The sequence below is a fragment of the Rhodoferax sp. RT4P68 genome, assembly GCF_056521305.1.
Window position 1 is genome coordinate 66,709 of the sequence record NZ_JBWMBB010000015.1, and the last position, 25,291, is coordinate 91,999.

At 63.9% G+C, this 25,291-nt stretch carries 26 protein-coding genes; 11 read left to right on the forward strand and 15 right to left on the reverse strand.

What is annotated here, in order from left to right; genetic code table 11:
• The 4 genes from AC099J_RS26335 to AC099J_RS26350 all read right to left on the reverse strand — a co-directional run bounded on the left by AC099J_RS26335 (position 1) and on the right by AC099J_RS26350 (position 4,732).
• Positions 1-1,434, reverse strand: coding sequence for an aldehyde dehydrogenase family protein (locus AC099J_RS26335; protein WP_479618260.1), 1,434 nt, complete (start codon positions 1,432-1,434; stop codon positions 1-3).
• 37 nt (positions 1,435-1,471) lie between these two features.
• On the reverse strand, positions 1,472-1,939 hold the full coding sequence (locus tag AC099J_RS26340; RefSeq protein ID WP_479618261.1) for a type II toxin-antitoxin system VapC family toxin: 468 nt from the start codon (positions 1,937-1,939) through the stop codon (positions 1,472-1,474).
• Positions 1,932-2,171, reverse strand: a complete 240-nt coding sequence (locus AC099J_RS26345; protein ID WP_479618262.1) for an AbrB/MazE/SpoVT family DNA-binding domain-containing protein — start codon at positions 2,169-2,171, stop codon at positions 1,932-1,934. Before AC099J_RS26345 ends, AC099J_RS26340 begins: the two co-directional genes overlap by 8 nt.
• Positions 2,172-2,287: 116 nt before the next feature.
• Positions 2,288-4,732, reverse strand: a complete 2,445-nt coding sequence (locus AC099J_RS26350) for a sodium-translocating pyrophosphatase (RefSeq protein WP_479618263.1) — start codon at positions 4,730-4,732, stop codon at positions 2,288-2,290.
• Positions 4,733-4,972: 240 nt separating this feature from the next.
• Between AC099J_RS26350 and ppa the strand changes: the two genes are divergently transcribed.
• Together ppa and AC099J_RS26360 are read left to right on the forward strand one after the other, a co-directional pair.
• Complete coding sequence (gene ppa, locus AC099J_RS26355; protein WP_479618264.1) at positions 4,973-5,509, forward strand: inorganic diphosphatase; 537 nt, start codon at positions 4,973-4,975, stop codon at positions 5,507-5,509.
• 8 nt (positions 5,510-5,517) lie between these two features.
• A complete protein-coding gene (locus AC099J_RS26360) occupies positions 5,518-6,750 on the forward strand; it encodes a cystathionine gamma-synthase family protein (protein ID WP_479618265.1) in 1,233 nt (410 codons plus the stop codon).
• Between the two features lie 3 nt (positions 6,751-6,753).
• Here AC099J_RS26360 and AC099J_RS26365 read toward each other — a convergent pair whose 3' ends face one another.
• On the reverse strand, positions 6,754-7,920 hold the full coding sequence (locus AC099J_RS26365) for a GNAT family N-acetyltransferase (RefSeq protein ID WP_479618266.1): 1,167 nt from the start codon (positions 7,918-7,920) through the stop codon (positions 6,754-6,756).
• 194 nt (positions 7,921-8,114) lie between these two features.
• On the opposite strand from AC099J_RS26365, the gene AC099J_RS26370 reads away from it, so the two are divergent.
• Entirely contained in the window at positions 8,115-8,453 is a 339-nt protein-coding gene (locus AC099J_RS26370; RefSeq protein ID WP_479618267.1) for a P-II family nitrogen regulator, read from the forward strand.
• Between the two features lie 6 nt (positions 8,454-8,459).
• Here AC099J_RS26370 and AC099J_RS26375 read toward each other — a convergent pair whose 3' ends face one another.
• The 6 genes from AC099J_RS26375 to AC099J_RS26400 are packed head-to-tail and all read right to left on the reverse strand — an operon-like array spanning position 8,460 to position 11,738.
• On the reverse strand, positions 8,460-9,044 hold the full coding sequence (locus AC099J_RS26375) for an LOG family protein (protein ID WP_479618268.1): 585 nt from the start codon (positions 9,042-9,044) through the stop codon (positions 8,460-8,462).
• The gene (locus tag AC099J_RS26380) at positions 9,041-9,466 is read right to left on the reverse strand and encodes a diacylglycerol kinase (protein ID WP_479618269.1); all 426 of its coding nucleotides are present in this window, start codon (positions 9,464-9,466) and stop codon (positions 9,041-9,043) included. The genes AC099J_RS26375 and AC099J_RS26380 overlap by 4 nt, the downstream gene beginning before the upstream one ends.
• Positions 9,467-9,480: 14 nt before the next feature.
• Positions 9,481-10,026, reverse strand: coding sequence for an RDD family protein (locus AC099J_RS26385; protein WP_479618270.1), 546 nt, complete (start codon positions 10,024-10,026; stop codon positions 9,481-9,483).
• On the reverse strand, positions 10,023-10,724 hold the full coding sequence (locus tag AC099J_RS26390; RefSeq protein WP_479618271.1) for a DUF3106 domain-containing protein: 702 nt from the start codon (positions 10,722-10,724) through the stop codon (positions 10,023-10,025). The genes AC099J_RS26385 and AC099J_RS26390 overlap by 4 nt, the downstream gene beginning before the upstream one ends.
• Before the next feature lie 16 nt (positions 10,725-10,740).
• The gene (locus AC099J_RS26395; protein WP_479618272.1) at positions 10,741-11,175 is read right to left on the reverse strand and encodes a DUF3619 family protein; all 435 of its coding nucleotides are present in this window, start codon (positions 11,173-11,175) and stop codon (positions 10,741-10,743) included.
• Positions 11,172-11,738 carry an RNA polymerase sigma factor gene (locus tag AC099J_RS26400; RefSeq protein ID WP_479618273.1) on the reverse strand — a complete coding sequence of 189 codons (567 nt, stop codon included), beginning with the start codon at positions 11,736-11,738 and terminating at the stop codon, positions 11,172-11,174. The genes AC099J_RS26395 and AC099J_RS26400 overlap by 4 nt, the downstream gene beginning before the upstream one ends.
• 269 nt (positions 11,739-12,007) lie before the next feature.
• On the opposite strand from AC099J_RS26400, the gene AC099J_RS26405 reads away from it, so the two are divergent.
• The 6 genes from AC099J_RS26405 to AC099J_RS26430 all read left to right on the forward strand — a co-directional run bounded on the left by AC099J_RS26405 (position 12,008) and on the right by AC099J_RS26430 (position 19,933).
• Positions 12,008-13,795, forward strand: coding sequence for an acetolactate synthase 3 catalytic subunit (locus tag AC099J_RS26405; protein WP_479618274.1), 1,788 nt, complete (start codon positions 12,008-12,010; stop codon positions 13,793-13,795).
• A 117-nt stretch (positions 13,796-13,912) separates the two neighbouring features.
• Entirely contained in the window at positions 13,913-14,404 is a 492-nt protein-coding gene (gene ilvN / locus AC099J_RS26410; RefSeq protein WP_479618275.1) for an acetolactate synthase small subunit, read from the forward strand.
• A 128-nt stretch (positions 14,405-14,532) separates the two neighbouring features.
• Positions 14,533-15,549, forward strand: coding sequence for a ketol-acid reductoisomerase (gene ilvC, locus AC099J_RS26415; RefSeq protein WP_479618276.1), 1,017 nt, complete (start codon positions 14,533-14,535; stop codon positions 15,547-15,549).
• 75 nt (positions 15,550-15,624) lie between these two features.
• Positions 15,625-16,440: a CDP-diacylglycerol--serine O-phosphatidyltransferase gene (pssA, locus tag AC099J_RS26420; RefSeq protein WP_479618277.1), complete on the forward strand. Its 816-nt coding sequence runs from the start codon at positions 15,625-15,627 to the stop codon at positions 16,438-16,440.
• A 187-nt stretch (positions 16,441-16,627) separates the two neighbouring features.
• On the forward strand, positions 16,628-18,331 hold the full coding sequence (leuA, locus tag AC099J_RS26425) for a 2-isopropylmalate synthase (RefSeq protein WP_479618278.1): 1,704 nt from the start codon (positions 16,628-16,630) through the stop codon (positions 18,329-18,331).
• A gap of 63 nt (positions 18,332-18,394) precedes the next feature.
• Entirely contained in the window at positions 18,395-19,933 is a 1,539-nt protein-coding gene (locus AC099J_RS26430) for a 2-isopropylmalate synthase (protein ID WP_479618279.1), read from the forward strand.
• A gap of 70 nt (positions 19,934-20,003) precedes the next feature.
• Here AC099J_RS26430 and AC099J_RS26435 read toward each other — a convergent pair whose 3' ends face one another.
• From AC099J_RS26435 to msrB, 4 genes are read right to left on the reverse strand one after another with little or no spacing between them, the layout of a single operon-like run.
• Entirely contained in the window at positions 20,004-20,795 is a 792-nt protein-coding gene (locus tag AC099J_RS26435; RefSeq protein ID WP_479618280.1) for a peptidylprolyl isomerase, read from the reverse strand.
• Between the two features lie 2 nt (positions 20,796-20,797).
• Positions 20,798-21,097 (reverse strand): BolA family protein, encoded by a 300-nt coding sequence (locus AC099J_RS26440; protein ID WP_479618376.1) that lies wholly within the window; start codon positions 21,095-21,097, stop codon positions 20,798-20,800.
• A 41-nt stretch (positions 21,098-21,138) separates the two neighbouring features.
• Positions 21,139-21,690: a septation protein A gene (locus AC099J_RS26445; RefSeq protein WP_479618281.1), complete on the reverse strand. Its 552-nt coding sequence runs from the start codon at positions 21,688-21,690 to the stop codon at positions 21,139-21,141.
• 7 nt (positions 21,691-21,697) lie between these two features.
• Positions 21,698-22,108 carry a peptide-methionine (R)-S-oxide reductase MsrB gene (msrB, locus tag AC099J_RS26450; RefSeq protein WP_479618282.1) on the reverse strand — a complete coding sequence of 137 codons (411 nt, stop codon included), beginning with the start codon at positions 22,106-22,108 and terminating at the stop codon, positions 21,698-21,700.
• Positions 22,109-22,295: 187 nt separating this feature from the next.
• On the opposite strand from msrB, the gene AC099J_RS26455 reads away from it, so the two are divergent.
• A complete protein-coding gene (locus AC099J_RS26455; protein WP_479618283.1) occupies positions 22,296-23,939 on the forward strand; it encodes a 3-(methylthio)propionyl-CoA ligase in 1,644 nt (547 codons plus the stop codon).
• 90 nt (positions 23,940-24,029) lie between these two features.
• Entirely contained in the window at positions 24,030-25,262 is a 1,233-nt protein-coding gene (locus AC099J_RS26460; protein ID WP_479618284.1) for a branched-chain amino acid ABC transporter substrate-binding protein, read from the forward strand.
• The last annotated feature ends 29 nt before the right edge of the window (positions 25,263-25,291 follow it).

Sequence of the window (25,291 nt, forward strand, 5' to 3'; positions counted from 1 at the left end):
CTAGCCGTGCTTGATGGCGACGGTCTTCAGTGTGGTGAAGCCATACAGCGCCTCGAAGCCCTTTTCGCGGCCGTAGCCCGAGCTCTTGACGCCGCCGAACGGCAGCTCCACACCGCCGCCGGCGCCGTAGTTGTTGATAAACACCTGGCCGCTGCGCACACGGCGCGCCATGCGGAACTGGCGCGCACCATCGCGCGTCCACACACCCGCCACCAGGCCGAACTGGGTGGCGTTGGCGAGTTGGACGGCATGGTCTTCATCGCGGAACGACATCGCGGCCAGCACCGGGCCGAACACTTCCTCCTGCGCCAGGCGGTGGTCGACCGGCACATCGCGCAGCAGCGTGGGGGCCTGGTAGAAGCCAGTCTCGGGCGCCTCGTCGACCACGCGGCCCTGGGCCACGACAGGGATGTCGGCGGCGTGCGCATCGGACAGGAAATCCCACACACGCTGCTGCTGGCTGGCGCGGATCAGCGGTCCCACGTCCAGGTCCATCGCGGCGGGGCCGACACGCAGGGCGTCGAATGCCGCGCCCAGTCGCTCCAGCAGCGGCTCGTACAGCGATTGCTCGACCAGCAGGCGTGAGCCGGCCGAGCAGGTCTGCCCGGCGTTCTGCACGATGGCGTTGATGACGGTCGGGATCACGGCGTCGATGTCGGCGTCGGCGAACACGATCTGCGGGCTCTTGCCGCCCAGCTCCAACGTGACGGGGCAATGCCGCTCGGCCGCAACCTGCTGGATCAGCGTGCCGATCTTGGGGCTGCCGGTGAAGCTGATGTGGTCGATGCCCGGGTGGCGGGCCAGCGCGTCGCCCACCTCGTGCCCGTATCCGGTCACGATGTTGATGGCGCCGGCCGGAAAGCCGACCTCGGCCGCCAGTTCGGCCACGCGCAGCAGCGACAGGCAGGCGTCTTCGGCCGGCTTGACGACGCAGACGTTGCCGGCTGCCAGGGCGCCGCCGACGCTGCGGCCAAAGATCTGCATGGGGTAGTTCCAAGGGATCACGTGGCCGGTGACCCCATGCGGCTCGCGCCAGGTGAACACGGTGTAGCCGTCCTGGTAGGGAATGGTTTCGCCGTGCAGCTTGTCGCAGGCACCGGCGTAGAACTCGAAATAGCGGACCAGCGCCAGGGCGTCGGCACGCGCCTGTTTGGTCGGCTTGCCGCAGTCGCGCTGCTCAAGCGCGGCGAGTTCGTCGGCATGGTGCGCGATCTTCTCGGCCAGGCGCATCATCAGACGGCTGCGGTCGGCGGCGCTGGCTTTGCTCCAGATGCCGTCCAGGCATTGGCGTGCGGCGTGCACCGCGGCGTCGATGTCCTGCGCGTTGCTACGCTGGATCTCGTCGAACGGCTGGCCGTCGGACGGATCGATCACCGGGATCGTGCGGCCGGAGGAGGAGGGGACGAAGGCGTTGGCGATGTAGTTCAGTTGCATGGTGGGTGTGCTGGTCGGTGAAGTCGATGAAGTCTGCTTAAGGAGAGATGATCTCGAGCTTGGGGTAATAGTTGCGGTAACGCTTGGCATCGCGTGTCAGCAGCCGCAAACCGCTCACCAGCGCGTGGGCGCCGATGTAGAAGTCCGGCAATGGGGACCGCGCGCGGCCATCCGGGGCACCGGGCGCGTTGCGGTAGGCGCGGAAGGCTTGGCCGGCAAGAAAAGCCGCGTCCCAGGGCAAGGGCTCGCGTTTGAGGGGCAACCCGGCCAGCGCCGCCTCCAGTTCCGCCGCCCGTTCGAAGCGTGGGCTCAATTCGGCCAGTATCAGCGGGTTGATGACCAAAGCCGCTTCGTCGCCGCGCAAGGCCAGCTGTTCGATCGACCAGTCGGCCCACTGCGGGTCGTCCGCCAGCACGTCGATCAGCACGTTGCTGTCGACCAGTGTGGCAGGCCGGTTCAGGTAGCGCGCGTCCGGCTCGGCGACGCGGTGCTGGGCCTCAACCACGCAGGAACCGCATGAACTCGTCGGTCCCCATGCCTTTGAACTGCGGCGCCGTGGCGCTGCCGCGCACCGCTTGAAAGGCAGCGCGTACCGGCGACACCGCAGGCACGATGCGGCGCAGCACCACATCGCCATTGGCACGCACCTCGAACTCGACCTCGCTGTTCGGGTGCAAGCCAGCCTGCTCGCGCACGGCCTGCGGGATCGTGACCTGGCCTTTGCTGGTGATCTTCATGGCGCTTGCCTTCTTACTGAGAAAAGTAAGAATCTTACTCCCGTGTCTAGCGGTGCGGCAGCCGTCAATGGAAAAGGCCCGCGCGCAGGCGGGCCGGATCGGGTCGGAACAGGCGCTTACTGCACGCTCACCTCGACACGACGCGCCTCTGCAGGCGGCCCGCCGACGCTGGTCTGCTCGGGCTTCTTCAACTCGACCTTGTCCTCGGGCACGCCGGCTGTCTTCAGCGCATCGCGCACCGCCACTGCGCGCTGGCGTGCCAGCTCCGCATTCTTCTCGGGGTCCCCTGAAGCATCGTGGTAGCCGCTGACGACGGCGCGCTTGCCGCCGGCAACCGCCTTGGCCACGTCAGCCAGGGCGGCTTCACTGCCGCTGGCCAGGTCGGCCTTGGCGCTGGCGAAGTAGAACCTGACGACGCCGTTCTCGACGCGGAACGAAGGCGCGTCGCCGGTCGCGGCCATCGTCGGTGCAGCAGCGGCCGTGGCGGCCGGTGCCGGCCCGCCGTGCACCTGCATCACCAGCGGCACGATCAGCAGCGCCACGATGTTGATGATCTTGATCAAGGGGTTCACCGCCGGGCCGGCCGTGTCCTTGTACGGGTCACCCACGGTGTCGCCGGTGACAGCGGCCTTGTGCGTCTCCGAGCCCTTGCCGCCGTGGTGGCCGTCTTCGATGTACTTCTTGGCGTTGTCCCACGCGCCGCCGCCGGTGCACATGGAGATGGCGACGAACAGGCCCGTCACGATGGTGCCCATCAGCAACCCGCCCAACGCGGCCGGGCCGAGCAGCAGGCCGACCAGGATCGGCACGACCACCGGCAGCAGCGAGGGGATCATCATCTCCTTGATGGCGGCAGAGGTCAGCATGTCCACCGCCTTGCCGTACTCGGGCTTGGCCGTGCCTTCCATGATGCCGGGGATCTCGCGGAACTGGCGCCGCACCTCGACCACCACCGAGCCGGCCGCGCGGCCCACGGCCTCCATCGCCATGGCGCCGAACAGGTAGGGGATCAGCCCGCCGATGAACAGGCCGATGATGACCATGGGGTTCGAAAGATCGAAGGTGATGACCCGTCCATACGCTTCCAGCTTGTGCGTGTAGTCGGCAAACAGCACCAACGCGGCCAGACCGGCCGAGCCGATGGCGTAGCCCTTGGTCACGGCTTTGGTGGTGTTGCCGACAGCGTCCAGCGGGTCGGTCACATCGCGCACGCTGCTGGGCAGCTCGGCCATCTCGGCGATGCCGCCGGCGTTGTCGGTGATGGGGCCGTAGGCGTCCAGCGCCACGACGATGCCGGCCATGCTCAGCATGGAGGTTGCGGCAATCGCAATGCCGTACAGGCCGCCCAGTGCGTAAGACACCCAGATCGCGATGCAGACGAAGATCACCGGCCAGGCAGTGGAGCGCATCGACACGCCCAGGCCGGCAATGATGTTGGTGCCGTGGCCGGTGGTCGATGCCTGCGCGATGTGCTTGACGGGCGCGTACTGCGTGCCGGTGTAGTACTCGGTGATCCACACCAGTGCGGCGGTCAGCACCAGCCCGACGACGCAGGCGCCGAACAGCTTCATCTGGCTGCCGGTGGCCGCGATGGCGTTGTCCGGGATCAACCAGGTGGTGACGAAGTAGAAGGCGATCAGCGACAGCACGCCGGCTACCGCCAGGCCCTTGTAGAGCGCCGGCATCACGTTCTTCATGCCGGGCGAGGCCTTCACGAAGAAGCAACCGATGATCGACGCGATGATGGACACGGCGCCCAGGGCCAGCGGGTAGACGACGGTGCTGGCACCGGCGCCGGTCACCAGCAACGCGCCGAGCACCATGGTGGCGATCAAGGTGACGGCGTAGGTCTCGAACAAATCGGCCGCCATGCCGGCGCAGTCGCCCACGTTGTCGCCGACGTTGTCGGCGATGACGGCGGGGTTGCGCGGGTCATCCTCGGGGATGCCAGCCTCGACCTTGCCCACCAGATCCGCGCCGACGTCGGCGCCCTTGGTGAAGATGCCGCCGCCCAGGCGCGCAAAGATCGAGATCAGCGACGAGCCGAACGCAAAGCCGATCAACGGGTTGAGCAGGTCAGCCGGCTTGGCGCCGGAGGGCACGCCGCTGCTGGTGAGGTACCAGTAGAAGCCCGTGACCCCCAACAGGCCCAGGCCCACCACCAGCATGCCGGTGATGGCGCCGCCGCGAAAGGCGACATCCAGTGCAGGGCCGATGCCGCGCGTGGCCGCCTGCGCAGTGCGCACGTTCGCGCGCACCGAGACGTTCATGCCGATGAAGCCGCAGGCGCCCGACAGCACCGCGCCGATGACGAAGCCGACGGCCGTCGTGATGTCCAGGAACAGCCCGATCAGCACAGCGAGCACGACGCCCACGATGGCAATGGTCTTGTATTGGCGGGCCAGGTAGGCCGCCGCGCCGGTCTGGATCGCCGCGGCGATCTCCTGCATGCGGGCGTTGCCCGCGTCTTGCGACAGAATCCAGCTACGGGCCCAGAAGCCGTAAGCAACGGCAATGAAGCCGCAGACAAGCGCCAATATCAGCGCCGAGTTGCCAGTCATATAAGAAATCCCCTCTCGCCTGTTCTTTGCTCGAAATGGGGCACAACGCTTGCGGTGCCCCGCTGCGTTGCTTCCTCGTCGTGCATGAACCCCCCGCAGGAGACGATTGGCCAACCGGCGCAATATAAAAGCAAAACTCGTGAATGCCAGTCTTGACGGCGACTTACCGAACAAAGGCGCCCTTAAAATCAGGGTTACTCCCCAGGTTTTCTCCCGATTCCTCAACCGCTAAGTAGCACCATGTCCTTCGACAAAGTCTCCCCCGGCAAGAACCTTCCCGACGCGTTCAATGTGGTCATCGAAATTCCGATGAACGCAGACCCGATCAAGTACGAAGTGGACAAGGAATCGGGCGCGATCTTCGTGGACCGCTTCATGACCACCGCCATGCACTACCCCAGCAACTACGGCTATGTGCCGCAGACGCTGAGCGGTGATGGCGACCCGGTCGACGTGCTGGTCATCACGCCATACCCGCTGTTCCCTGGTGTGGTCGTGCCCTGCCGCCCGCTGGGCATTCTGATGATGGAAGACGAAGCCGGCGTGGACGGCAAGGTGCTGGCCGTGCCCACCGACAAGGTGCTGCCCATCTACAGCCACTGGAAGAACGTGGACGACGTGAACCAGATGCGCTTGAAGGCCATCAGCCACTTCTTCGAGCACTACAAGGATCTGGAAGCCGGCAAGTGGGTCAAGGTGCTGGGCTGGGAAGGCCTGGACGCCGCCAAGAAGGAAGTGATGGACGGCATCGAGGCCTACAAGAAGGCGAACAGCTGACGCGACCGATGGCATCTGAAGGCATCAGCACGGGCATCGTGCATTCCGACCGGCGCTTCGGCGTCGAGCACGGCGGCGTGCACAAGCCCATCCACACGTCGACGCAGTACGGGTTCGACCGCGTGGAGGACCTGATCGGCGTGTTCCAGGGCACGCTCAAGGGGGGCTACAACTACGCCCGCCAGGGCACACCGACTACGGCAGCGCTGGAGTCGCAGATCACGCGGCTGGAGCAGGGCGTGGGCACGGTGTGCTTCGGCACCGGCATGGCCGCGATCTGCGCGGTGTTTCTGACGCTGCTGCGGGCGGGCGACCATCTGGTGGCAAGCCGCTATGTGTTCGGCAACACCAACAGCATCTTCGGCACGCTGCGCGATCTCGGCATCGAGATCACGACGGTCGATGCGACCGACGCGGGCGCGGTGGCCGCAGCGCTGCAGCCGAACACGCGCATGGTGTTCGTGGAGACCATCGCCAACCCTGGCACCCAGGTGGCCGACATGCCGGCCATCGGCAAGCTCTGTGCGGAGCGCGGCCTGCTGTTTGTGGTGGACAACACCATCACATCGCCCGCACTGTTCCGGCCCAAGGATGTGGGCGCCGGTCTGGTCGTTCAGTCGCTGACCAAGACCATTGCAGGCCATGGCCAGGCGCTGGGGGGCGCCGTGACCGATACGGGTTCGTACGACTGGCAAGGCTACCCGAACATCTTCGGGCCGTACCGCAAGGGCGATGCGAAGCAGTGGGGCCTGACGCAGGTGCGCAAGAAGGGCTTGCGCGACATGGGCGGCAACCTGTCGTCCGAGCACGCGCACCAGATCAGCCTGGGCGCCGAGACCTTGGCGCTGCGCGTGGCACACACCAGCGCCACGGCGCTTGCACTGGCGCGCTACCTCCAGGCGCATCCTGCGGTGGTGGCGGTGCACTATCCGATGCTGGAGACGCATCCGCAGCACGCACTGGCCCGCCAGTTGTTCAAGGCTGGATCGTGGTTGTTGTCATTCGAACTGCGCGATGCGGTGGCTTGCCTTGAGTTCGTCGACCGGCTGCGCCTGCCGATCAAGGCGACTGGCCTGGGCGACACGCGCAGCTTGATCATTCCGGTCGCGCCGACGATCTTCTGGGAGGCCGGGGCCGAGGTGCGCGCATCCATGGGCATTGCCGATGGGATGATTCGCTTGTCCGTTGGCCTGGAAGACAGCGCCGACCTGCTGGCCGACTTCGAACAGGCACTGGGCTGAAGCCTATTGCGGCTCCGGCGACTGGCGGAACGGCGTGCGGCCGGCCAGATCGTCCAGGTAGCCTGCGATGCCGGCGCCCTCGCGCTCCAGAAAGCGTTCCACTGCATCGGCGAAGGCGGGGTGGGCGAGCCAGTGGGCGCTGGTGGTGCGCACCGGCATCAGCGCCCGGGCCATCTTGTGTTCGCCCTGCGCGCCACCCTCGAACCGCCGGTAGCCCTGCGCGATGCACCAGGCCAGGGGTTGGTAGTAGCAGGCCTCGAAGTGCAGGCAATCGACCCTCGCCAGGGCGCCCCAGTAGCGTCCATACGCCACACGCTCCTGTGCGTCCAGGCCGATGAGGCTGCAGGCGATCGGCTGTCGCTCCTCGCCTTGGCCGTGCTCGGCAATGAACAGCAACCAGTTCTCGGGCATGTCCTGCGCCATGCGCGCGAAGAAGCTGCGTTGCAGGTACGGCGCGTTGCCGTGTTCCAGGTAGGTGCGCTCGTAGCAGCGGTAGAAAAAATCCCAGTCGGACGCACAAATATCTCGGCCTTGGGCCTGGCGAAAGTGCACGCCGGCCTCGCTGACCTTGCGGCGTTCCTGTCGGATCTTCTTGCGCTTGTCCTGCGCGAGGCTGGCCAGGAAGGCGTCGAAATCACCGAAGGGCTCGCCGTTGGCAGGCGCTGCGTTCTGCCAATGGAACTGCACCGTGTGCCGCAGCATCAGGCCGGCCTCGGCGCAGGCCGCCGTATCGTCCTCGCTTGCGAAGAGCAGGTGCAGCGACGACAGGTTTTCAGTTTGGCACCACGCGAGCACCGATTCCAGCAGCGCCACCCGGCTGGCAGCGTTGCGCGCCAGCAGGCGGGCGCCGGGCACCGGGGTGAAAGGCGGCGCGATCAAGGCCTTGGGGTAGTAGGCCAAGCCATGGCGCTGATAGGCATCGGCCCAGGCCCAGTCGAAAACGTACTCGCCGTAGGAGTGATCCTTGAGGTAGAGCGCGCAGGCTGCTTCCAACTGTTCCCCCTGCCACAAGGTGATGCAGCGCGGCGTCCACCCGGTGGCAGGTCTCGCGCTGTGGCTCGTTTCCATCGCCCGCAGGTAGGCGTGCCGCATGAACGGGCTGGGATGGGGGTGCAGCGCCAGCAGCGCATCCCACCGCAGTGCGGGCACGTGGCTGACGGAGTCGAACACGCGAAGGGTCAAGTCATGCGCTGGCAACGGCGAAGGTCCTGTTCTGTTGGGTGCGTGAGAGGCGTCGCTCGCGCTTCCTGCTGCACAAGGGCGGGTCCGGATGGCCACGAAATGCGTAGGTCGATGTCGCCTGGGCAAGGAATGGCGCTATCCTATTGCCAACTATTTCCGCGCACGACCTCAGAAAGATTCGGATGAAACAGATTACCGCCATCGTCAAGCCCTTCAAACTCGAGGAGGTTCGCGAAGCCCTGGCGGAGTGCGGCGTGACCGGGCTCACCGTGACGGAAGTGAAAGGGTTTGGCCGCCAGAAGGGCCACACCGAGTTGTACCGCGGGGCGGAGTACGTCGTGGACTTCCTGCCCAAGGTCAAGGTGGAGATCGTGGTCAAGTCCGATGATGTCGACCGCTGCGTCGATGCCATCGTGCGCGCCGCACGCACCGGCAAGATCGGCGACGGAAAGATCTTCATCACGGCCGTGGAGCGCGTGGTGCGCATCCGCACCGGCGAGGAAGACGAGTCCGCCGTTTGATTCTGTTCAGACCTGGTCCAGGCGCAACGATCTGCCCTGGCCCGCGTCATTGATCAGGTTCTTGAGCAACTGCGCGATGTCCGTGTCGATGCGGATCAACTGCATCTGCCAATCGTTGATGAACTGCTCGCGCACGATGGTCTGCAGAAACGTGGCCATTCCGTCGTAAATGCCTGCCACGTTCAGCAGGCCCACCGGCTTGCTGTGATAGCCCAGCTGCCGCCAGGTCCAGGCCTCGAAGAACTCCTCGAAGGTGCCGATGCCACCAGGCAGCGCCACGAAAGCATCCGCACGCTCGGCCATGATGCGCTTGCGGTCGTGCATGGTCTCCACGATCAGCAGTTCTGAGCAGCCCTGGTGCGCCCATTCCTTCTCCACCAAAGCCTTCGGAATGACGCCGACGACTGTCCCGCCGGCGGCCAGCGTGGCGTCGGCCACAACGCCCATCAGGCCGTTGCGCCCGCCGCCGTAGACCAGCTGACCCGCGTGCTGGCCGATCCACGTGCCTACTGCCACAGCGGCTTCGGCGTAGACCGGCTGGGCGCCGGGACGTGATCCGCAGTACACGCAGATTGAGAATGCGGGTGTCATGGCGCCAGGCGCTCCCACAGCGCTGCCGCCCAGATGCAGGCAGCCAACAACAGGCTCAGCAGTACTGCCGCGCTGCCAAGGTCCTTGGCTTGGCGAGACAAGGCATGGCGCTCCTGGCCGATGCGGTCAATGGCTGCCTCGATCGCGGTGTTGAGCAACTCGACAATCAACACGAGGACGACGGACGCGACCAGGAGCGCCGTGCGTGTCCAGTCGGAGCCGACCCAGAACGCCGTCGGGATCAACACGAAGGCGGCGATGGCCTCCTGGCGGAAGGCAGCCTCGGACCAGCCAGTGCGCAGGCCCGCCAGCGAAAAGCCGAACGCGTAGCGGATACGCGCCAAGCCGGCGCGCGTCTTGTAGGGCCGGGCGGGCTCGGGCTCTTGCTTGGGGTCGGGTAGATTGGTGGACGCGGGTGTCATGTACGGCTGGTGCATCAGCGGCTGAGCGGTCGCGTTGTGACCAAGCGCGTGCCGGCCAGAACGTCGTGCCAGAACTGTGCCTGAGGATGAAACCGGCTCGCAATGGCCCACACCACCACCCACCCGAGCAGCAGCACGAACGATTCGCCCGCTGGCAGCCCGAACGGCGCCATCATCGCCAGCGGTGGCACGAACCACAGCCAACTCAGCACGTAGCGCAGCAGGGCGCGTGCCTGGCTGATGTCTCGGCCATCGCGGCCGACGACGCGGATGTTCCAGGTCTTCATCGCCAGCGTCTGACCGCGTGACCAAAACCAGGTGAAGTAGATGCCGAAGACGACGAACAGAAATGCTTGCAAGGGCAGCCGGTTGTCCAAGGCATGGCGCGTCTGGCTCAGCGTGCCAAACAGATAGCCCGCAAGAAAGACGACGCCGAACATCAGCATGCCCTCATAGAGCCAGCAGGCCATGCGTCGCCACAGCCCGGGCGCGCGCACGTCGGTCCCTTCGCCTGCGACGGGACTTTCAGCAGTCGGGTTGACGGGAGAGCCTGCGCTCATCGTTGAGGGTTTCGATGCCCAGGCGCGGCGCGCAGGCCGGCGCTCGGCGCGTCGACCTGGGGCAACAGCGTGTTGGGATCGATCAGGTGCGGGGCCACGGAAATCCGCGGTACTTTGACTTGCGGGCCTAGCGGAGCAGGAACCTGCGCAAGCCGAGCTTGCGGCCCCGGCTGCAGAGCCGTAGCCGCACCGGGCAGCTGGCGGCGAGGTGCCTGTTCAGCCAAGGTACGTCGCTCGCTCTCGCTGAGCGCCTGGTACGCCTGCCACTTGGCCTGCTTGACCTCAACGGGAAGGTTCTTCGTCTCCGCAAAATTCAGGCGTGCACGGCTGCGGTCTTTTGCGCTCAGGGCCACCCACTCGCCCATGCGGGCCTGCAACTTCTGCTGCTCCTGCGGGGGCAGCCTGTCGAAGTTGCGCGAAAGCGCGACCCATTTGCGCTTTTGCGCCTCGCTCAGGCGATTCCATTCCGCTGCCAGCGGCTTTAGCGCCACACGCTGGGACTTGTTCAGTTCGCCCCATGAAGGGCCGCTTGTGCCGGGCAGTGCAACGGCCGTGGGCTGTTGCCGCTCTTCCGCCGGCCGTGCAGGCGCCTGCTGCGCCATCGCGCTGAAATGCATCAGTGAGATGCACATCCACGTGACTGATCTTCGCAGGCTGTGCCGCGCCGGCAGGGGTGCGCTTGGCTTCGGCGAACGCATGGCCTGACTCCGTGCATCAACGTGTGGATGGGTCGCCATCCGCACGCAGGAACTGCATGAAGCCCGGGTCGGTGTACGCCGTCGTGGGCAGATCATCGGTGAGCAGAGCGGCGTCGACTTCGGCGACCTCATCAGCGCGGAACTCGTTTTGCGCGGCGGTGATGGCGAGCAAACCGACGATCAGTGCCAGCAAGGGCAGCGTAGAACCAATACGCGCCCACCAGCCGGTGCCAGCGCCATCACCGGTGCTCAGGACGGCGCTGCTGGTCGACACGGCGCTCGCCGTGACCGCCATCTCTGGCACCTTGCGGCGCGTGACTGCTTGCAATCGGGCCACCCGCAGCCGCTCGGATACGTCATGGCCCAGCTCGGCGCTGCCGAGCGATAAGCGAGCCGCAATCTTGCGGCCCAGCACGTCCTGAGGTGTCTGGACAAAGGTTGGGTGGGTCATAAATGGATTCCTTTGGCCAGCAATGCCCGACTGAGGGATGCGACCGCCCTGGAACAATGCGTCTTGACGCTGCCCTCCGAGCAGCCCATGGCGGCGGCTGTCTCGGTAATGCTCATTTCTTCCCAGTAACGCATTAAAAATGCTTCTCGTTGACGACCTGGCAGGACCTGGACTGCCGTCTCCACTTCCTTCAACACCTGAGCGCGGCCAATCGTCTGTTCCGCGCTTTCGGTGAACTGAGATCCATCGTCGACCGCCAAAGTTTCAAGCAGATCGAAATCTCCATCCTCACCGGCATGGTCGAAGTCGCTCAGGTTGGAGAACAGTGCGTTGCGGGTCTTCTGGCGCCTGAACCAGTCCAAGGTGCAGTTCGACAGGATGCGCTGGAACAGCATGGGCAGCTCGCCAGCGGGCTTGTCGCCGTAGTGGACCGCCAGTTTCATCATGCTGTCTTGCACGATGTCCAGTGCCGATTCTTCATTGCGAACGTGGTAGATCGAGCGCTTGAAGGCCCGTCTCTCGACGCTCTTGAGGAAATCGGACAGTTCTTTTTCGGTAGCCAAGACAAGCGAGCCGTGAGCGGTCGTTCAGCAACGTAGGGGATCGCGTAGGAGATCAATTATGGCATCCAGCCGCATCTTCACGGCAGCCACGGCTGCAACAGGGGTCTGGCAATGCGATAATGCGCGGCTCATCAAAAAGCAAACGGGTCCAGGTTCGGCGACGCACACCGTACGCCCATAGCCTTGGCCTCAAGTCCCGACGACCTTCCACAAGAGGGCGCGAAGGGGCACCCAAGGTATTTCGTCAGAGAAATTCGCAAAGGTTGATCATGGAAATTTCAAAGGCCGAACTCGCCTCGGCGGCGGCGGCATCCTCCGCTCTCTCGCACGCCGGTCCCCAGGAATTGATGGGTGCCGAGATCCTCATCAAGGCCCTGCAGGCCGAGAACGTGAAGCACATCTGGGGCTATCCCGGTGGCGCTGTGCTCTACATCTACGACGCGCTCTACAAGCAGGACACCATCCAGCATGTGCTGGTGCGCCATGAGCAAGCCGCCGTACACGCTGCCGACGGCTACGCCCGCGCGACGGGCGATGTCGGCGTGGCGCTGGTCACGTCTGGCCCCGGCGTCACGAATGCGGTCACCGGCATCGCCACGGCCTACATGGACAGCATTCCGATGGTGATCATCACCGGTCAGGTGCCGACGCCCGCCATCGGTCTCGACGCCTTTCAGGAATGCGACACCGTGGGCATCACGCGTCCCATCGTCAAGCACAACTTCCTGGTCAAGGATGCCCGCGACCTGGCCATGACGCTGAAGAAGGCGTTCCACATTGCACGCACGGGTCGCCCCGGCCCAGTGGTCGTCGACATCCCGAAGGATGTTTCGTTCAAGAAGGCGTTGTACACAGGCTATCCCGAAACGGTGGAAATGCGCTCGTACAACCCAGTGCGCAAAGGCCACGGCGGGCAGATCCGCAAGGCACTGCAACTGCTGCTGACGGCCAAACGCCCCTACATCTACACCGGTGGCGGCGTGTTGCTCAGCAACGCGACCAACGAGTTGCGCACGCTCGTCGACATGCTGGGCTACCCGGTCACGAACACCCTGATGGGCCTGGGTGCCTATCCGGCGAGCGACCGTAAGTTCCTGGGCATGTTGGGCATGCATGGCACGCTGGAAGCCAACAATACGATGCAAAACTGCGACGTGTTGCTGGCCGTGGGCGCCCGGTTCGACGACCGCGTGATCGGCAATCCCAAGCACTTCGCGCAGAACGAGCGCAAGATCATCCACATCGACATCGACCCGTCGAGCATCTCCAAGCGCGTGCGTGTGGATATCCCGATCGTGGGCGACGTGAAGGACGTGCTGACCGAGTTGATCGCGATGATCCGCGAGAGCGAGATCAAGCCTGACAGCGGCGCACTGGCGTCATGGTGGGAACAGATCGAAGTCTGGCGCAAGCGCGATTGCCTCAAGTACAGCCGTGGCGCAGGTGACGTGATCAAGCCGCAGCATGTGATTGAGACGCTGTGGAACATGACCAAGGACGTGGAGACCTACATCACGTCCGACGTTGGCCAACACCAGATGTGGGCGGCCCAGTACTACCGTTTCGACGAGCCGCGCCGCTGGATCAATTCCGGTGGCCTGGGCACCATGGGCGTCGGAATTCCGTATGCCATGGGCATCAAGCTGGCCAAGCCCGAGGCCGAGGTGTTCTGCATCACCGGCGAGGGCTCAGTGCAGATGTGCATCCAGGAACTGTCGACCTGCCTGCAGTACAACACGCCGATCAAGATCGTTTCCCTGAACAACCGCTACCTGGGCATGGTGCGGCAGTGGCAGGAAGTCGAGTACGCAGGCCGCTACAGCAGCAGCTACATGGACGCCTTGCCCAACTTCGTCAAGCTGGCCGAAGCCTATGGCCACGTTGGCATGCTGATCGAGCGGCCGCAGGATGTGGAGCCAGCGCTGCGCGAGGCGCGCAAGCTGAAGGACCGCACGGTGTTCATGGACTTTCGCACCGACCCGACCGAAAACGTGTTCCCGATGGTTCAGGCCGGCAAGGGCATCACCGAGATGCTGCTGGGTTCCGAAGACCTTTGAACGGACGATTGGCCGGCCTGCCATGCAGGCGCGGCTCCCTTTAACGACGAATCTATTGCCTGCCGAGCCCGCACATTACCGTGCGCGGGGGAGGGCAGCGAAAAGAGGAATCTGCTCATGAAACACATCATCGCTGTGCTGCTGGAAAATGAACCCGGCGCACTTTCCCGTGTCGTGGCCTTGTTCTCGGCCCGCGGCTACAACATCGAGTCGCTGACGGTGGCCCCGACCGAGGACCCCAGCTTGTCGCGCATGACCATCCAGACCACCGGTTCTGACGACGTGATCGAGCAGATCACCAAGCACCTGAACCGGCTGATCGAGGTGGTCAAGGTCGTCGATCTGACTGAGGGAGCCTACACCGAGCGCGAGCTCATGATGGTGAAGGTGCGCGCTGTGGGCAAGGAGCGCGAGGAGATGAAGCGCATGGCCGAGATCTTCCGCGGTCGCATCATCGACGTGACCGAGAAGAGCTACACCATCGAACTGACCGGCGACCAAGGCAAGAACGATGCCTTTTTGGAAGCGATCGAACGCAGTGCAATTCTGGAAACGGTGCGCACTGGCTCCAGTGGCATCGGCCGGGGCGAGCGCATCCTCAGAGTCTGAATTGTGAAAAGTCCGTGCGCGCGTTTTGGCAGGCTCGACGCGAACGGATTGTGTTGCCTGGCGAGTGCGGTTTCCGTTCGCCCTGAGCCTGCCCGTGGGCGTTTTCGCCAGAATCATTGGAGAACATCATGAAGGTTTTTTACGACAAGGACTGTGACCTGAGCCTGATCAAGGGCAAGACCGTCACCATCATCGGCTATGGCAGCCAAGGCCATGCGCATGCGCAGAACCTGAACGACAGCGGCGTCAAGGTGCTGGTCGGCCTGCGCAAGGGCGGCGCCTCCTGGGCCAAGGTCGAGAAGGCGGGCCTCAAGGTCGCCGAGGTCGCCGAAGCCGTGAAGGCCGCCGACGTGGTCATGATGCTGTTGCCCGACGAGCAGATCGCTGCCGTCTACACCAACGACGTCGAGCCCAACATCAAGCAAGGCGCCTCGCTGGCCTTTGCCCACGGCTTCAACGTGCACTACGGCCAAGTGGCACCGCGTGCCGATCTGGACGTCTGGATGGTCGCACCCAAGGCCCCCGGCCACACCGTGCGCAACACCTACACCCAGGGCGGCGGCGTGCCCCACCTGGTGGCCGTGCACCAGGACAAAACCGGCAAGGCGCGCGACCTCGCGCTGTCCTACGCCATGGCCAATGGCGGCGGCAAGGCCGGCATCATCGAGACCAACTTCCGCGAAGAAACCGAAACCGACCTGTTCGGCGAGCAGGCCGTGCTGTGCGGCGGCACCGTCGAGCTGATCAAGGCCGGCTTCGAGACGCTGGTGGAAGCCGGCTACGCGCCCGAGATGGCCTACTTCGAATGCCTGCACGAACTCAAGCTGATCGTCGACCTGATCTATGAAGGCGGCATCGCCAACATGAACTACTCGATCTCCAACAACGCCGAGTACGGCGAGTACGTGACGGGCCCGCGCATCATCAACGAAGAGAGCAAGAAGGTGATGAAGCAGGTCTTGAAGGACATCCAGACCGGTGAATACGCCAAGAGTTTCATTCTCGAGAACCGTGCCGGCGCGCCCACGTTGCTGAGCCGGCGTCGCCTGAACGCCGAGCACCAGATCGAAGTGGTGGGCGAGCAACTGCGCGCCATGATGCCCTGGATCAAAAAGAACAAGCTGGTCGACCAGACCCGCAACTGATCATCGGTTTGCCGTGATCCCTCAGGGCCACTTCGGTGGCCTTTTTCATTGGGTACCCTCCACTACACTCGTCACATGCATGATGGCAATGATTCCGAACTAACGCTGCTGGACGAGCCCGTGCCGCGCAAGCGCCGCAAGGGCATCTATATCCTGCCCAACCTGTTCACGTTGGCCGCGCTCTTCGGGGGGTTTTATGCGGTTGTCATGGCGATGAACAACCGCTTCGACTTGGCAGCGGTAGGCGTCTTCTGCGCCATGGTGCTGGACAGCCTGGACGGCCGGGTCGCGCGCATGACCAACACACAAAGCGCGTTCGGCGAGCAGATGGATTCGCTGTCCGACATGGTGTCGTTCGGCGCGGCGCCGGCGCTGATCGCCTATGAGTGGACGCTGCGCGGCGCCGGCCGCTGGGGCTGGATTGCCGCATTCGTTTATTGCGCGTGCGCTGCCTTGCGGCTTGCACGATTCAATGTCAACACGGCCGTGGTGGACAAGCGCTGGTTCCAAGGGCTGCCTTCGCCGGCCGCTGCCGCGCTGGTGACGGGTTTCATCTGGCTCATGACCGAGCTGGAGGTGGCGCGCGCCGATGTGACCTGGTTCATGTTCGCATTGGCGCTGTACGCCGGGCTGACCATGGTCACCAACGTGCCCTTCTACAGTTTCAAAGACGTGCAGATGAAAAGGAGTGTGCCCTTCGTCGTGATCGTGTTGATCGCATTGGGCATCGCCATCGTCAACATCCACCCGCCGGTCGTCATGTTCGGGCTGTTTGTGGCGTACGGCATCAGCGGGTACGTGGTGTACGCGTGGCGCAAGACCAAGGGGCAGCAGACCAGCGTGATCAGCACCTCGACGGACGAGCCAGACGAACGCGGGCTGCACAAATGAAACCCGTGCGGGGTCAGCTGTGCTAGAGTGCACGTCATGCATTTCAGCGCGCTAGGCCTACTGCTAATCCCCCACGGGCGGAGACGGTAGCGCACGCGCAAACCTTTGTCGAAACGGCCCGTCTGCACCAGCAACGGGCCGTTTTGCATTTGCGTTGCTGGTTTTTCAAAGTTCCAAGGACCGCATGATGTTGAAGAATCCTGCCAGCAAGTACCCCGCATTCCAGCCAGTGCGCCTGACCGACCGCACCTGGCCCGACGCCGTCATCACCAAGGCGCCGATCTGGCTCAGCACCGACCTGCGTGATGGCAACCAGGCGCTGATCGAGCCCATGGACGGCGAGCGCAAGCTCAAGATGTTCCAGGCGCTTGTGAAGGTCGGGTTCAAGGAGATCGAAGTCGGGTTCCCTTCGGCCTCGCAAACCGAATTCGACTTCGTGCGCAAGCTGATCGACGAGCACCTGATTCCGGACGACGTCACCATCCAGGTCTTGACGCAAGCGCGTGAGCCCCTGATCCAGCGCACCTTCGAATCGTTGCACGGCGCCCCGCGCGCCATCGTCCACCTCTACAACGCGACGGCACCGATGATGCGGCGCGTGGTGCTCGGCATGGACGAAGACGAGATCGTCGCGCTTGCCACCGAGAACGCCGCGCTTTTTCGCGAGCTTGCGGCCCGTCAGCCGGAGACGCAGTGGACGTTCCAGTACTCGCCGGAGATGTTCTCGGGTACCGAGTTGGCGTTCTCCAAGCGTGTGGTCGATGCCGTGACCGCGGTCTGGCAGCCCACGCCCCAGCACAAGTGCATCGTGAACCTGCCCTCCACGGTCGAGCATTCGACGCCGAACATCTTCGCCGACATGGTCGAGTGGATGCACCGCAACCTGGCGCGGCGTGACGCCATCGTTCTCTCCATCCATCCGCACAACGACCGCGGCACGGGCACAGCCGCTGGCGAGTTCGCGGTGATGGCCGGTGCCGATCGTCTCGAAGGCTGCCTGTTCGGCAATGGCGAACGCACCGGCAACCTCGATGTCGTGAACGTGGCGCTGAACCTCTACACGCAGGGCGTGCATCCGAACCTTGATTTCTCTGAGATCGACGAGATCCGCCGCGTGGTCGAACACTGCAATCAGTTGCCCGTCCACCCGCGCCACCCGTATGTGGGCGAGCTGGTTTACACCTCGTTCTCAGGCTCGCATCAGGACGCGATCAAGAAGGCTTTCGCGGCGCGTAACGAAGGTGACGCATGGCAGATTCCCTACCTGCCGATCGACCCTAAGGACCTTGGTCGCACTTACGAAGCCGTGATTCGCGTGAACAGCCAATCCGGCAAGGGCGGCATTGCCTATCTGCTCGAGAGCGAATTCGGGTTGGAGTTGCCGCGTCGCCTGCAGATCGAATTCAGCCAGGTGGTGCAGGGCGTGATGGACGCGCAAGGCAAGGAACTCACAGCCCACGACCTCTGGACGTTGTTCGAGCAGGAGTACGGCCTGCATGGTGCCCGCGCGCCGCAGCATCGCATCCTTGAGCAACACGGCGTCGGCACGACCGAAGTCAAACTCTCGGCCGAGCTGGAGTTTGGCGGCCGGACCGTGCAGGTCGAAGGTGCTGGCACCGGGCCGATCGATGCCTTCGTCGACGGCCTGCAGGCGGCAACAGGCCATCGCGTGCGGGTGCTTGACTACCACGAGCACGCCATCGGCTCCGGCGCCAACGCAAAGGCCGTCGCCTACCTGGAGTTGCGCGTTGACGAAAGCCAGACGCTGTACGGCGTGGGCATCGACGCCAATATCGTTTCGGCCTCACTCAAGGCCATCGTCGCCGGCCTGGCCCGGGCCACGCGCGATGACAATGTGCAGCCGGCCGACGCTCTGGCTGGCGCTCGCTGAAGGCTTGCCTTGCAGGCCGCTGCTCCCCGGCAGCGGCCGTGAACCACGATTCTGGAGACCACGATGACCGACAAGCTGATCATTTTCGACACGACCTTGCGCGATGGCGAGCAATCACCGGGCGCCTCCATGACGCGCGACGAGAAGCTGCGCATCGCTCGCCAGCTCGAGCGGCTCAAGGTCGACGTGATCGAGGCCGGCTTCGCTGCCAGTTCCAACGGCGATTTCGAATGCGTGCAGGCGATCTCGCGCGCCGTGCGTGAGTCGACGATCTGCTCTCTGTCGCGTGCGAACGACCGTGACATCTCACGCTCGGCCGAGGCACTGAAAGACGCGGCACAGGCGCGCATTCACGTGTTCATCGCAACCTCTCCGCTGCACATGGAGAAGAAGCTGCGCATGACACCTGACGAGGTGTACGAACAGGCCAAGCTGTCGGTGCGTTTCGCGCGCAACCTCGTGGGCGACATCGAGTTCAGCCCTGAGGACGGTTACCGCAGCGACCCCGACTTTTTGTGCCGCGTGCTCGAGACTGTGATCGCCGAGGGCGCCACCACCATCAACGTGCCGGACACCGTGGGCTACGCGGTGCCGGAACTGTATGGCCTTTTCATCAAGAACCTGCGCGAGCGCATTCCCAACAGCGACAAGGCGATCTGGTCCGTCCACTGCCACAACGACCTGGGCATGGCGGTGGCGAATTCGCTGGCGGGGGTCAAGATCGGCGGTGCGCGCCAGGTCGAGTGCACCATCAACGGCTTGGGCGAGCGCGCGGGCAACTGTTCGCTGGAAGAAGTCGTCATGGCGGTGAAGACCCGCAAAGACTACTTCGGCCTGGACGTGGGCATTGCCACAGAGCACATCCTGGCGGCCAGCCGAATGGTCAGCCAGACGACGGGTTTTGTCGTGCAGCCCAACAAGGCCGTGGTGGGCGCCAACGCGTTCGCGCATGCTTCTGGCATCCACCAGGACGGTGTGCTCAAGGCGCGCGACACCTACGAGATCATGCGCGCAGAAGACGTGGGTTGGAGCGCCAACAAGATCGTGCTGGGCAAGCTGTCGGGCCGCAACGCGTTCAAGCAGCGGCTGCAGGAGTTGGGCGTTGCCATGGAGAGCGAGGCCGACGTCAACACCGCCTTTGCGCGCTTCAAGGACCTCGCCGACCGCAAGAGCGAGATCTTCGATGAGGACATCCTGGCGTTGGTCAGCGAGGAGAACGTGGCGCATGAGAACGAGCAGTACGCCTTCGTGTCATTGAAGCAGCACAGCGAAACCGGCGAGCGGCCGCACGCCGAGGTGGTGTTCACAGCGCAGGGCAAAGAGGTGCATGGCAGCTCCGACGGCAACGGCCCGGTCGACGCATCGCTCAAGGCCATCGAGTCGCATGTGAAGAGCGGCGCCGAGATGGTGCTGTATTCGGTCAATGCGATCAGCGGCTCGACCGAGAGCCAGGGCGAGGTCACCGTGCGCCTGCAGAACAGCGGCCGCGTCGTGAATGGGGTGGGGGCTGACCCCGACATCGTGGTGGCGTCTGCCAAGGCCTACCTGAGCGCCTTGAACAAGCTGCACAGCAAGGCCGAACGGGTGCCGGCCCAGGGCTGATCCCGAATCGATGCCTCAGCAAAACGGCCTCCCATGGGAGGCCGTTTGCTTGAGGTGAGCCAGGTCGGCTTTACTCGACCTTGGCCTTGGCGCGCAGGTCTTGCTGGAACGCCGTCATTTTCTGTTGCACCAGCTGCTGGCCGATCTGCTGCTTGACTTGATCCAGCGGCGGGAACTCCTGCGTGCGCTCGTCGTTCAGTCGGATGACGTGGTAGCCGAACTGGGTCTTGACCGGCACGTCGGTGGTCTGGCCCTTCTTCAGCTTGACCATGGCGTCGCCGAACTCCTTGACGTAGCCCGACGGGTCGGCCCAGCCCAGGTCGCCGCCGTTGGCACCGGATCCTGGGTCCTTGGACTGCTTCTTGGCGATCTCTTCGAACTTGCCACCCTTCTTCAGGCTGGCGATGACGGCCTTGGCTTCGTCTTCCTTCTCGACGAGGATGTGCTGCGCCTTGTATTCCTTGCCGCTGCCGGCTTGCGCGGCCTTGACCTTGTCGTACTCGGCCTGGATCTCGGCGTCGGTGACCGGGTTGGCCTTCTGGTATTCCACCAGCAGTTCGCGCACCAGCAGCGACTGACGAGCAAACTCCATCTGCGTCTTGAACTCGGCCGATGCATCCAGGCCGCGTTTTTGCGCTTCCTGCATGAAGATCTCACGCATGATGACTTCCTCGCGCAGCTGGCCTTCCTGCTCCGGCGAGACCGGGCGGCCGGCGCGGGTCATCTGGTCGGCGAGTGCGTCCATGCGGGTCTTGGGCACGGCCTTGCCGTTCACGATGGCGATGTTCTGTGCCAGAGCAGGCATGGCTGCGGAGCTCAATACGATGGCCGCCGCGACAGCGGAGAACAGAGATTTTTTCATGGTCATTCCTTAAGAGTTGCGCGGGCTGCCGGCGAAAGCGGGGCCGCGGATGGGTGCACTGGCAACACCACTTCGATAGCGATGGCGTGCACGCCCTGGTCGATCATTTTGCGCAGCGGATCATACACAAGCCGATGTTGGGCGACGCGCGACAGGCCGGCGAACAACGGCGATGCGATGCGCACCCGAAAGTGCGTGCCGTAGGGGTGTGGGCCGGCACCGGCATGGCCGGCATGCGCGGCACTTTCGTCCACCACTTCCAGCTGCGTGGGTTGCAACGCGAGCCGCAGTTGTTGCTCCATCTGCGCTGCCGTCGAGGGCAGGCCACCGTCCGCGGCCGGCGTCACGACTTCGATTCCTCGGCCACGTCATCGGGCAGCATGTGGCGTGAGACATAGAGGCCCTGGCCGACGATGAACGCCAGCGGGAACACATAGCCCCACAGTTTGAAGTTGACCCACTGCTCCGTGCTGTAGTACAGGGCCACGTAGGCGTTCACCAGCGACATGAAGGCGCAGTAAAAGATCCACGCCCAGTTCAGGCGCATCCACACCGGATCGGGCAGCGCGAGCTGGCTGCCCAGCATCATCTTCAGAAAATTCTTGTGCAGTACCCACACCGTGAAAGCCAGCGCAATGGCCATGGCCGCGTACAACACGGTGGGCTTCCACTTGATGAAGCGCTCATCCTGCAGCAGCAGAGTGAGCGTGCCGAACACCAGGACCAGCGCCAACGTCACCTTGTGCATGGTCTGCAGCTTGCGCTCCAGCCAGTAGGTGATGCCCATCTGCACGACTGTGGCGGCCATCAGCACGGCCGTGGCGACATAGATCCCAGCCAGCTTGTAGGCCCCGAAAAACACGAGGATCGGCAGGAAGTCGAGAAGGATCTTCATCGGGCGCTCAGGGCTTCTCGAACTGCAAGGATGCCGAGTTCATGCAGTAGCGCAAGCCCGTGGGCGCAGGTCCGTCCGGAAATACATGACCCAGATGGGCGCCGCACTGTGCGCACACTGTTTCCGTTCGTGACATGCCATGGCTGCGGTCCACATGCTCCTCGATAGCGCCGCCCTCGGCCGCCTCGGAAAAGCTGGGCCAGCCACAGCCGGCATCGAATTTGGTGCCGGATTCGAACAGCTTGGCGCCGCAGCAGACACAGTGGTAGCTGCCGTCGGCCCAATGCTGGTCGTACTTGCCGGTGTGGGGCCGCTCGGTCGCGGCGCGGCGGGTGACCTGGAAGGCCGCGGGCTCTGCGCCCTTGCTCGCCAACAGGGCTTGCCACTCGGCGTCGGTTTTTTCAATGGCACGTGTCATGGTGAACAGCAGGTCTGTGTGAAACGGGATCTGGGCTGTAGATTGTCCTTCAGGTGGTGTTGACCTTTGGAGGACAGGGTTGACTGTCCTGTAACCGAGACCGAATGGCGGTTACGGGTAAGTCCCAGGGATGCACCGCCCTTACGATCGAATGTTCCACGACAAGCCGCTTTCCAAGGAGACACCCATGCTGGGTTTGATGCAGAACCAACCGTTGCTGATTTCTGGCCTGATCGATTTTGCCGAGCGTCACCACGGCGACGGCGAGGTTGTGTCGCGCCGGGTCGAGGGTGACCTCCACCGCTATGCCTGGCGTGATGTCGCGCGCCGCGCCCGCCAGGTGGCGAATGGTCTGGACGCCTTGCAGCTGGGTTTCAGCGATCGTGTCGCCACGCTTGCCTGGAACGGGTATCGCCACCTGGAACTGTACTTCGGCGTCAGCGGATCGGGCCGTGTGTTGCACACCATCAACCCGCGCCTGCACCCCGAGCAAATCGCCTGGATCGCCAACCACGCGGAAGACCAGGTGCTGTGTTTTGATCTCAGCTTCCTGCCGATCGTGCAGGCCGTGCATGCCAAGTGCACCACGGTCAAGCATTGGGTCGCGCTGTGCGATGCGGACAAGCTGCCCGCCGATAGCGGCATCCCCGGCCTGCAGAGTTACGAGTCCTGGTTGGAGGGCCAAAGCGCCGACTACCGTTGGCCGGTGTTCGACGAGAACACCGCGTCCAGCATGTGCTACACCAGCGGCACCACCGGCAACCCCAAGGCCGCGCTGTACAGCCACCGCTCGACCACCTTGCACGCCTACGCTGCGGCGTTGCCAGATGTCATGGGCATCAGCGCGCGTGACGCGATCCTGCCGGTAGTGCCGATGTTCCACGTCAACGCCTGGGGCATTCCGTATTCCGCCGCGTTGACCGGCGCCAAGCTGGTGTTCCCCGGCCCGGCCATGGATGGCAAGTCGATCTATGAACTGATCGAGAACGAGAAGGTCAGCTACGCCGCAGGCGTGCCCACGGTCTGGCAGATGCTCTTGATGCACATGAAGCCGGCGGGCCTGAAGTTCTCCACACTCAAGCGCACCGTCATCGGCGGCTCGGCCTGCCCGCCGGCCATGATCAACGCCTTCCGCGACGACTATGGCGTGGAAGTGCTGCACGCCTGGGGCATGACCGAGATGTCGCCGCTGGGCACGCTGTGCACGCTCAAGAACAAGCACCTGGGCCTGCCCGCTGACGAACAGATGAAGATCCTGCTCAAGCAGGGCCGTGCGATCTACGGCGTGGACATGAAGATCATCGACGCTGAGGGCCACGACCTGCCGAGCGATGGCAAGGCCGCCGGTGATCTGCTGGTGCGCGGCCCCTGGGTTGTGCGCGAGTATTTCAAGGGCGAGGGTGGCGCGCCGTTGGTCAAGGACGCCCAGGGTGTCGAATGGTTTCCGACCGGGGACGTGGCCACCATCGACGCGGACGGCTTCATGCAGATCACTGACCGCAGCAAGGACGTCATCAAGTCTGGCGGCGAATGGATCAGTTCCATCGACATCGAGAACATCGCCGTTGCGCACCCGGCGGTGGCCATGGCCGCGTGCATCGGCGTGTTCCATCCGAAGTGGGACGAGCGGCCCATCGTGGTCGTCGTGAAAAAGCCCGGCGCCGAGGTCAGTCGCGACGAGCTTCTGAAGTTCTACGAGGGTCGGACAGCCAAGTGGCAGATCCCGGACGATGTCGTGTTCTTGGATGCCATTCCGCTCGGCGCCACTGGCAAGATGCTCAAGACGCGGCTGCGCGAGCAACTCAAGGGCTATCGCCTGCCGGGACTGTGAGCACCTCGAATCGATAGGGCATTCCCTGAGCGGGGCCGTCGGGAATACTTGTAACCTTGCTCTCGTTTTTGATCCAACTGGAGACCACCAATGAAATGTTCCATGCGTCTTGTGGCGGCGTCGGTTTTGATGACCTGTGCGATGGGCGCCTCGGCGCAAAAGGGAGAAACCGTCAAGATCGCGTGGATCGATCCGCTCTCCGGATTGATGGGCCCCGTGGGCAACAACCAGGTCAAGAGCTTTCAGTTCTTTGCCGAGAAGTTCAACGCGAACAACCCGGCCGGCGTGAAGTTCGAGGTCGTTCCCTTCGACAACAAATTGAGCCCGGCCGAGAGCCTGAACGCGCTGAAGGCAGCACTTGACCAGGGCATTCGCTACATCACGCAAGGCAACGGCTCTTCGGTGGCTGGCGCGCTGATCGACGCCGTCGACAAGCACAACGCCCGCAACCCCGGCAAAGAGGTGATCTACCTCAACCACTCGGCTGTGGACCCTGACTTCACGAACAGCAAGTGCAACTACTGGCACTTCCGCTTCGACGCCGACACCTCCATGAAGATCGAAGCGCTGACGACCTATATGAAGGACCAGCCCGAAGTCAAGAAGGTCTACCTGCTCAACCAGAACTACTCGCACGGCCACCAGGTCGCCAAGTTCGCCAAGGAGAATCTGGCGCGCAAGCGCACCGATGTGCAGATCGTCGGCGAGGACTTGCACCCGCTGGCCCAGGTGCGTGACTTCGCGCCCTACATCGCCAAGATCAAGGCATCGGGCGCCGACACCGTGATCACCGGCAACTGGGGTTCCGATCTGGCGCTGCTGGTCAAGGCCGCGAACGAAGGCGGCTACAACGGCAAGTTCTACACCTACTACACCGGCGTCACCGGCACGCCGACGGCGCTGGGCCAGACCGGCGCCGGCCGCGTCTACCAGATCGCCTACAACCACTACAACATGGGTGGCCAGATGGGCCAGTGGGCCGAAGAGTTCAACAAGCGCTTCAAGGACGACTTCTACACCGGCTCGGTCATCCACATCTACACCGCGCTGTCCGAAGCCATGGCCAAGGCCAAGTCCACCGATCCGATCAAGGTGGCGGCGGCCATGGAGGGCCTGAAGTTCAAGAGCTTCAACGGCGACGTGGAGATGCGCAAGACCGACCACCAGATGCAGCAACCCTTGTATCTGAGCGTCTGGCAGAAGACCGATGCCAAGAACGCGTACAGCGTTGAAGGGACAGGCATGACGCTGGTGCCCGTCAAGACATTCGAGTCCTACGTCTCCAGCACGCCGACGAGCTGCCAGATGAAACGGCCTGGCTGAGTTCTGTGTGGTTGCGCGGGCGGCATGCT

Excerpts from the sequence above, each read along its gene's own strand:
- AC099J_RS26335 (WP_479618260.1), bottom strand. The coding sequence starts at position 1,434 with ATGCAACTGAACTACATCGCCAACGCCTTCGTCCCCTCCTCCTCCGGC.
- AC099J_RS26345 (WP_479618262.1), bottom strand. The coding sequence starts at position 2,171 with ATGAAGATCACCAGCAAAGGCCAGGTCACGATCCCGCAGGCCGTGCGC.
- AC099J_RS26350 (WP_479618263.1), bottom strand. The coding sequence starts at position 4,732 with ATGACTGGCAACTCGGCGCTGATATTGGCGCTTGTCTGCGGCTTCATT.
- ppa (WP_479618264.1), top strand. The coding sequence starts at position 4,973 with ATGTCCTTCGACAAAGTCTCCCCCGGCAAGAACCTTCCCGACGCGTTC.
- AC099J_RS26360 (WP_479618265.1), top strand. The coding sequence starts at position 5,518 with ATGGCATCTGAAGGCATCAGCACGGGCATCGTGCATTCCGACCGGCGC.
- AC099J_RS26370 (WP_479618267.1), top strand. The coding sequence starts at position 8,115 with ATGAAACAGATTACCGCCATCGTCAAGCCCTTCAAACTCGAGGAGGTT.
- AC099J_RS26375 (WP_479618268.1), bottom strand. The coding sequence starts at position 9,044 with ATGACACCCGCATTCTCAATCTGCGTGTACTGCGGATCACGTCCCGGC.
- AC099J_RS26380 (WP_479618269.1), bottom strand. The coding sequence starts at position 9,466 with ATGACACCCGCGTCCACCAATCTACCCGACCCCAAGCAAGAGCCCGAG.
- AC099J_RS26385 (WP_479618270.1), bottom strand. The coding sequence starts at position 10,026 with ATGAGCGCAGGCTCTCCCGTCAACCCGACTGCTGAAAGTCCCGTCGCA.
- AC099J_RS26390 (WP_479618271.1), bottom strand. The coding sequence starts at position 10,724 with ATGCGTTCGCCGAAGCCAAGCGCACCCCTGCCGGCGCGGCACAGCCTG.
- AC099J_RS26395 (WP_479618272.1), bottom strand. The coding sequence starts at position 11,175 with ATGACCCACCCAACCTTTGTCCAGACACCTCAGGACGTGCTGGGCCGC.
- AC099J_RS26405 (WP_479618274.1), top strand. The coding sequence starts at position 12,008 with ATGGAAATTTCAAAGGCCGAACTCGCCTCGGCGGCGGCGGCATCCTCC.
- ilvN (WP_479618275.1), top strand. The coding sequence starts at position 13,913 with ATGAAACACATCATCGCTGTGCTGCTGGAAAATGAACCCGGCGCACTT.
- ilvC (WP_479618276.1), top strand. The coding sequence starts at position 14,533 with ATGAAGGTTTTTTACGACAAGGACTGTGACCTGAGCCTGATCAAGGGC.
- pssA (WP_479618277.1), top strand. The coding sequence starts at position 15,625 with ATGCATGATGGCAATGATTCCGAACTAACGCTGCTGGACGAGCCCGTG.
- leuA (WP_479618278.1), top strand. The coding sequence starts at position 16,628 with ATGTTGAAGAATCCTGCCAGCAAGTACCCCGCATTCCAGCCAGTGCGC.
- AC099J_RS26430 (WP_479618279.1), top strand. The coding sequence starts at position 18,395 with ATGACCGACAAGCTGATCATTTTCGACACGACCTTGCGCGATGGCGAG.
- AC099J_RS26435 (WP_479618280.1), bottom strand. The coding sequence starts at position 20,795 with ATGAAAAAATCTCTGTTCTCCGCTGTCGCGGCGGCCATCGTATTGAGC.
- AC099J_RS26440 (WP_479618376.1), bottom strand. The coding sequence starts at position 21,097 with ATGGAGCAACAACTGCGGCTCGCGTTGCAACCCACGCAGCTGGAAGTG.
- AC099J_RS26445 (WP_479618281.1), bottom strand. The coding sequence starts at position 21,690 with ATGAAGATCCTTCTCGACTTCCTGCCGATCCTCGTGTTTTTCGGGGCC.
- msrB (WP_479618282.1), bottom strand. The coding sequence starts at position 22,108 with ATGACACGTGCCATTGAAAAAACCGACGCCGAGTGGCAAGCCCTGTTG.
- AC099J_RS26455 (WP_479618283.1), top strand. The coding sequence starts at position 22,296 with ATGCTGGGTTTGATGCAGAACCAACCGTTGCTGATTTCTGGCCTGATC.
- AC099J_RS26460 (WP_479618284.1), top strand. The coding sequence starts at position 24,030 with ATGAAATGTTCCATGCGTCTTGTGGCGGCGTCGGTTTTGATGACCTGT.